At 70.0% G+C, this 6,428-nt stretch carries 4 protein-coding genes; 1 reads left to right on the top strand and 3 read right to left on the bottom strand.

Annotated features, from left to right (window positions below):
• Nucleotides 1-113 precede the first annotated feature (113 nt).
• Genes HT102_RS11650 through HT102_RS11640 form a run of 3 tightly spaced genes read right to left on the bottom strand, consistent with a single transcriptional unit; the run spans nucleotide 114 to nucleotide 4,899 of the window.
• Entirely contained in the window at nucleotides 114-2,705 is a 2,592-nt protein-coding gene (locus tag HT102_RS11650) for a molybdopterin-dependent oxidoreductase (protein WP_225443595.1), read from the bottom strand.
• 2 nt (nucleotides 2,706-2,707) lie between these two features.
• On the bottom strand, nucleotides 2,708-3,517 hold the full coding sequence (locus tag HT102_RS11645) for an FAD binding domain-containing protein (protein ID WP_192039585.1): 810 nt from the start codon (nucleotides 3,515-3,517) through the stop codon (nucleotides 2,708-2,710).
• 8 nt (nucleotides 3,518-3,525) lie between these two features.
• Nucleotides 3,526-4,899, bottom strand: coding sequence for an 8-oxoguanine deaminase (locus HT102_RS11640; RefSeq protein WP_192039584.1), 1,374 nt, complete (start codon nucleotides 4,897-4,899; stop codon nucleotides 3,526-3,528).
• A gap of 85 nt (nucleotides 4,900-4,984) precedes the next feature.
• On the opposite strand from HT102_RS11640, the gene HT102_RS11635 reads away from it, so the two are divergent.
• Nucleotides 4,985-6,364 carry an amidohydrolase family protein gene (locus HT102_RS11635; RefSeq protein ID WP_333473405.1) on the top strand — a complete coding sequence of 460 codons (1,380 nt, stop codon included), beginning with the start codon at nucleotides 4,985-4,987 and terminating at the stop codon, nucleotides 6,362-6,364.
• Nucleotides 6,365-6,428: the final 64 nt, after the last annotated feature.

Genomic DNA, 6,428 nt, shown 5'->3' with positions numbered 1-6,428 from the left:
CACCCCCGATCCCAATCACAAATCCACTGTTCACGCGGTTTTTCCCCGACCGCCCGCCCTCGATGCCGGGCGCTAGACAACGGCAAGGATGCGTCGAGAACTCTGCCCCTAGCTCAATCCCGCCCCTGCGCCTCAAGCGCTCGCCACACCCGCGCAGCGGTCATCGGTTGCTCATGCAGGCGCACCCCCGTGGCGTCACGGATGGCGTTGGCTAGGGCGGGCGCGACGGGGTTGTACGGCGATTCGCTCATGGACTTCGCACCGAGGGGGCCGAGCTGGTCGTAGGTATCAGCAAAGTAGATCTCGGTCGCGGGGAGGTCCCCGAGCTGGGGGATGTGATAGTTCCGCAGCGTGTTGACGGTGTTCGCGCCGTCCTGGGTGGGCACTTCCTCCCAGAGCGCGGAGCCGATCCCCTGGGCGATCCCGCCCTCGATCTGGCCACGGCACTGCTCGGCGTTGAGGACCGTCCCCGCATCAGCGGCATGCACGGACTGGAGGATGCGAACGACTCCCGTCGCGGTATCCACGGCCACGCGGAACGCATGGACGTTGAAGGCGACCGATCGGGGCGAGCCATCCTGGCGGGCGTGCTCGGTGAGCGGGCCGTGCTCGGCAGCGACTTCGGCCAGATCACCAGTGAACTGCTCGATGCGGCGGGCGAGCGCCGTGGCCGCCTGGTGCACGGCTTTGCCGGCGACCACTGTCCCGGCGGATCCGAACGCCCCGGTGTCGTGCTCGACGGCGTCGGTGTCGGACTGGATCATGCGGATCGCACCGGGGTCGATGCCGAGCGCCTGGGCCGCGAGCTGCGCGTGGACAGTGGTGGTGCCATTGCCAAACTCGGCGGTGCCGACCCGAACGGTGACGGTGGCGTCGCGCTCCAGGGTGACGCTGGCATCAGATATGTGCCCGCGGGGCGGGATGGTCGCGATCATGGCAACAGCCATGCCCTCCCCCACTCGTTCCCGCGGCGTGGCCCGCGCGCTGGAGCCGCGTTTCCGGGCGAGGGCTGACTCGGCGAGGTCGAGGCATTGGTCGAGCCCGTAGCTACCGAAGGTGAGGTCGTCATCATGGGGCGCGGCGTCGACGAACGTGTCCCCGGGGACGACGACGTTGCGGCGGCGCAGGTCGAATGGGGAGGTACCAATCCTGCGGGCGAGGTCGTCGAGCGCTTGCTCGATGGCGAACATGTGCTGCCCGAGCCCGTATCCGCGGAAGGCACCGGAGGGCGGGTTGTTGGTGTAGACGGCGCGGGCGTCGACGCGCTTGCTGGCGCAGCGGTACTGGGCGACGGATTCGCTGCACCCATGGAACATCACGCCTGGCGAATGGTTGCCGTAGGCGCCGGCATCGGAGAGGACATCCACGGCAAGGGCGGTGAGCTGCCCGTCCGGGGTGGCGGCGGCGGTGACGTCAATGCGCATGGGGTGGCGGTGGGCGGCGCGGTCGAACTCGTCGGAGCGGCTGAATTCGTACTGGACGGGGCGGCCAGTCTGGAGCACGGCGAGGGCAACGATGTCCTCGGTGAACATCTCCTGCTTGCCACCGAAGCCGCCGCCGACGCGCGCGGTGTGGACGCGGACCTGCTCGCGGGGCAGGTCGAGGATGCGCGCGAGCTCATCGCGCACGAGGAATGGCACCTGGCTGCTGGTGCGCAGTACGAGACGCTGATCGTCGTCGATCCAGCCGATGGTGGCGTGGGTCTCCATGTGGACGTTCTGCACGCGGGCGGTGCGCCAGGTCCCGTGGACCACAGCGCCGCCAGCCTCCTCCGCGGCGCGGATGCCGTCGTTGATGCTGCCTGTCTCCCCATGCAGCTCGGCCACGATGTTGTCCGGGGATAGCGAGGGATGGAGGACGGGCGCTCCTGGCTCGGCGGCCAGCTCGGGATCGTGCACGGCATCGAGCAGCGTGTACTCGACGGTGATCGCGGCGGCCGCGCGGTGGGCGTCCCGGGGTGTCTCGGCGACGACGGCCGCGACGCGCTGGCCCACGAACCGGACGGTGTCGTCGAGGATGCGGGTGTCCTCGGGATCGTCGGCGTAGTGGTGGTGGCGTGCGGTGGAGAAGCGCACCGGCGGGCCGTCCTCGTGGGTGAGGATGGCGACCACACCGGGCATGCGTCGCGCTATGGAGGTGTCGATGCAGTCGATGCGCGCGTGGGGATGGGGACTGGCCACGATCGCCAGGTGCAGCAGTCCTGGAATGGTGGTGTCCAGGGTGAAGGGCTCGGTGCCAGTGACGACGCGGTCCGCCGCGGGGGGCAGCACGGTTCCCGCGGGGACGGACTGCCCCGCGAGGGCATCACGGATGGAGCGGTAGCCGGTGCAGCGGCAGAGGTTGCCCTTCATGGCGCGGGGCAGGTCCGCGCGCTGCTCGTCGGTGAGAGCGGCGGCGGTCATGATCATGCCGGGGGTGCAGTACCCGCACTGGAAGCCCATGGCGTCGCGGAAGGCCTGCTGCGCGGGGTGGAGGCTGCCAGGCTCGCCCAGTCCGGCGGGGGTGGTGATGGTCGCGTCGGTGACGCGGTGGGCCGGGGTGATGCACGAGTGCTGGGGCTTGCCGTCGATGTGGACGGTGCAGGCGCCGCAGTCGCCGGCGTCGCAGCCCTTCTTCACGTCGTGGTGGTCATGCTCGCGCAAGTAGGTGCGCAGGCATTGGCCGGGGCGGGGCGGGTCGGTGATCTCGTGCCCGTTGACGTGCAAGGTCACTCCTTCCGCACCGCGAGCTCGGATACGATCTCCTCGGCGAGAAGCGTGGTGACGTGCTTGCGCCAGTCGGCCGCGCCATGGGGGTCGGTGTACCAGCGGTCCTCGGTGATTCGGTCGATGGCTGGCCTGGTTTCCGCGGGGCTGTCCAGTCCGAGGAGAAGGGGCCGGTCAGTAGCGGCGGTGATGGCGAGGATGTAGCCGTCGGCGGTGGCACGACCAATGAGCAGCGCCCCGGAGCGACCGAGGGGTGCTTGGGCGATGCGGCGCAGCGCGACGTCTTGGCGCAGCGCGGTGGCGGGCAGATGGATGGAGCGCAGGATCTCGCCAGGCCCGAGGGTGGTGCGGCGGGGCCCGGTGATGAGCTCGGTGACGGTGGTCGCGCGGTTGGTTCCATCGGGCCGCCAGATGGTAAGGGTGGCATCGAGGGCGGCAGCCAGCGCGATCATCGATCCAGCGGGCAGGGCGAGGCAGATGTTGCCGCCCACGGTCGCGGCGGTCCAGATCTTGAAGGACGCCACGAGCGCGTCGGCGCACTGCCGGAACAGCGTGGTGGCGCCCCAGTCCGGGGGGTATGCCGCGTCGATCAGGTGCTCGATGGTGCAGGTGGCCGCGATATCGAGGCCGTTGCCGGTGATCGTGAGGGGTGGCCAGCCGAGAGTGGTGAGGTCGATGAGCCGGTCGGTGCCCGGCTGGGGCTCGGAGTAGAGCCAGGTCCCGCCCGCGAGGATGCCGTCATGACCGGTGGGCGCAGGCAGGTCTCGCCGGGCCCGGGGCTCGACGATGGTGTCGATGGTGTGCAGGTCCACGCGATGGCCTAGCCGTTATGCCCGCGCGCCATGACGAGCTGGGCGGTGAGCACGACCTTCGCGGCCTTCTCTGCATCCACGGTGGTGACCTCCCCGTTCTCGACGATGATGCGCCCGTCGACGATCAAGCGCTCGAGCGGGGGCGCGGCTCCCATGACGAGCGCGACCACCGGATCATCGATTCCGCTATGCGGCAGGGTGTCCATACGCCAGAGGGCGAGATCAGCGAGCTTCCCTTCCTCGATGGACCCGATGTCGTTGGCCCGGCCGAGCACACGTGCTCCCCCTAGTGTCGCAAGCTCGAGCGCCTGGCGCGCGGTGAGCGCGGCGGCGCCATCGCGGGCCCGGGCGAACAGCAGCGCGTGGCGCACCTCCTCGATCAGGGAGGTGCCCTCGTTGCTCGCCGCGCCATCGACGCCGAGGCCCACGGGAACGCCAGCGCGGACGAGGTCGCGGAGCCGCGCGATGCCCGCTCCGAGGCGGGCATTGGAGGTGGGGCAGTGCGCGACGCCGGTACGGGTGTCCGCGAGCAGCACGATCTCGCGGTCCTCGAGGTGCACGGCATGGGCGAACCAGACGTCGGGGCCGGTCCACCCGAGCTCGGCCACGTAGTCGAGAGGGCTGCCGCCGAGGTTGCTCCGGCAGAACTCGACCTCCTCGCGGGTCTCGGAGAGGTGGGTATGGAGGCGGGCGCCGTAGTCGCGGGCGGGGGCCGCGGTCTCGCGCATGAGGTCGGCGCTCGCCGAGAACGGAGAGCAGGGGGCAAGCCCGATGCGCAGCATGGAGCCGGGCGAGGCGTCATGCCATTCGGTGAGGGCTTTCTCGCTGGCGGCGAGGATGTCGCGGAGCGGCTCGACGAGCGAATCGGGGGGCAGGCCCCCCTGGGAGCGGCCGAGATCCATGGAGCCACGGGGGGGATGGAAGCGCATGCCGATCGCGGCGGCGGCGGGGATCTCGCTGCCGAGCATGTCGGCGCGGGCGCCCTTGTCGCCGTGGCGCGGGAAGACGTAGTGGTGGTCGGTGGTGGTGGTGCAGCCGGTCGCGGCGAGCCGGACGAGGGAGGCGATCGCCGCCGTGTAGGCGGTGTCGCGGGTGAGCTCGGACCAGCGCGGGTAGAGGGTGACGAGCCAGTGGAAGAGGTCGAGGTGCGCGGCGTGACCGCGGGTCATCCACTGGTAGAGGTGGTGGTGGGTGTTGACGAGCCCTGGGGTGAGGAGGCATCCGCGCCCGTCGATGATGGTGGCGCGCTCGGGCAGATCGGCGGGCTCGTCGCCCACGGCGGTGATGCGGTTGCCCTCGAGGACGACGCTGCCGGTGAGCTCGCGGCGCTGCTCGTCCATGGTGACGATGTGCGCGTTGCGAATTACTGTGGTCACCGACATACCTGTGAATGTAGTGATGTCGCATTACACACTGGTGACGTTCCGGGCGCAATGGTGGTCATCTTCGTGTGCGAGAGTGTGCGACGTGCTCCTGTACCGAGGCCATGTGCTGCACATAGCGGGCAGTCCCGATGTCGACCACGCGCGGGATGCGCTGGTCAGCGAGCCGGATGGCGCGCTCGTGGTGGACGATTCCGGCCGGATCGCCTATTCGGGCCCGTTCGGCGGGATTCCTCGCGAGCTCGCTGGCACGCCGGTGGTGGATCGGCGTGGCTGCCTGCTGCTGCCCGGCTTCGTGGACGCCCACCTCCACTTCCCGCAGGTCTACACCACCGATGCGCACGGCGGCGGAACGTTGCTGAGCTGGCTGGATCGGTGCGTCTTCCCGGCCGAGGCGTGTTTCGCCGATGCTGGTTTCGCGCGGGAGGCGGCACGGGAGTTCTGCGCGGCACGCATCGCGGCGGGCACGACGGCGGCGATGGTGTTCGGCTCGGCGTTCCCGGTCGCGCAGGATGCGTTGTTCGAGGAGACGGCCCGGGCGGGTCTTCGGATCGTCAGCGGCCGCGGGGTGCAGACGCGGGGGCCGGCCTCGGCCGGGCCGTTGATCACCGGGGAGGCGGAGGCGGAGCGCTTGTGCCGGGCCGAGATCGCTCGCTGGCATTGCGCGGACGATCCAGGGCGGCCTGATCGGGCGATGCTCCAGGTGGCTCTGGTGCCCCGGTTCGCGCTGTCGGTGACGCGGGAGACGTTCGGCTGGATGGGCGAGCTGCACCGGGAGCATCGCTCCTCGGGGGTGTACTTCCACACGCACCTGAGCGAGAACGATGCACCGGGGGTGGGCGAGATCGATTCGGTGCTGCGCGACTTCGGGACGGATTCCTACCTCGATGCCTACGACGGCCGCTTCGGGCCGGGTGGCGAGCTAGCTGGCGAGTCGCTGCTGGGTCGGCGCAGCATCCTGGCCCACGCGGTTCACTGCACCGACAACGAGCTCGATCGCATCGCGACGGCGCGCGCGTCGGTCGCCCACTGTCCGACCTCGCAGCTGTTCCTGGGATCGGGAACGATGCCCTGGAAGCGGATGGCAGCACGCGGGATCACGGTGGCGCTCGGTTCGGACGTGGGCGCGGGCGACGAGTGGCTAGTGAGCCGGGTCGCCAACGATTGCTTCAAGGTCCACATGAGCACCAGCGCTGATCGTGCGGTCTCCCTGGAGCCCGCGGCATTGCTGTTCAGCTCGACCCTGGCCGGTGCGAGAGCATTGGACTTGGAGGAGTCGTTCGGCAACCTCGACGCGGGCAAGGACGCGGACTTCCTGGTGGTCGACCCCTCCTCGTGGCCGCCGCTGGCCCGATCCGTGGCGTCTGCCTCGGGCCCGGATTCGCTGGCGTTCGCGGTGATGATGGCGTTGCGGGAACCGGCGATCGCGGAAGTCTTCGTCAGGGGGCGACGGGTCTCGGCGTGATGATTGTCGGTTTCTGATCGCGGCGCCGTGAGGTGGGCGCGGGTCCGCGCCCTGGTGGTCCTGC

It is taken from the genome of Lolliginicoccus lacisalsi (genome assembly GCF_014841105.1).
Taxonomy (GTDB): domain Bacteria; phylum Actinomycetota; class Actinomycetes; order Mycobacteriales; family Mycobacteriaceae; genus Lolliginicoccus; species Lolliginicoccus lacisalsi.
Note: the sequence above shows the minus strand (reverse complement) of the source record. Positions and strands in the feature narration are given on the sequence as shown.

What these genes read in the sequence shown, in the direction of transcription:
- HT102_RS11640 (WP_192039584.1), bottom strand. Translation starts at nt 4,899, where the DNA reads ATGTCGGTGACCACAGTAATTCGCAACGCGCACATCGTCACCATGGAC.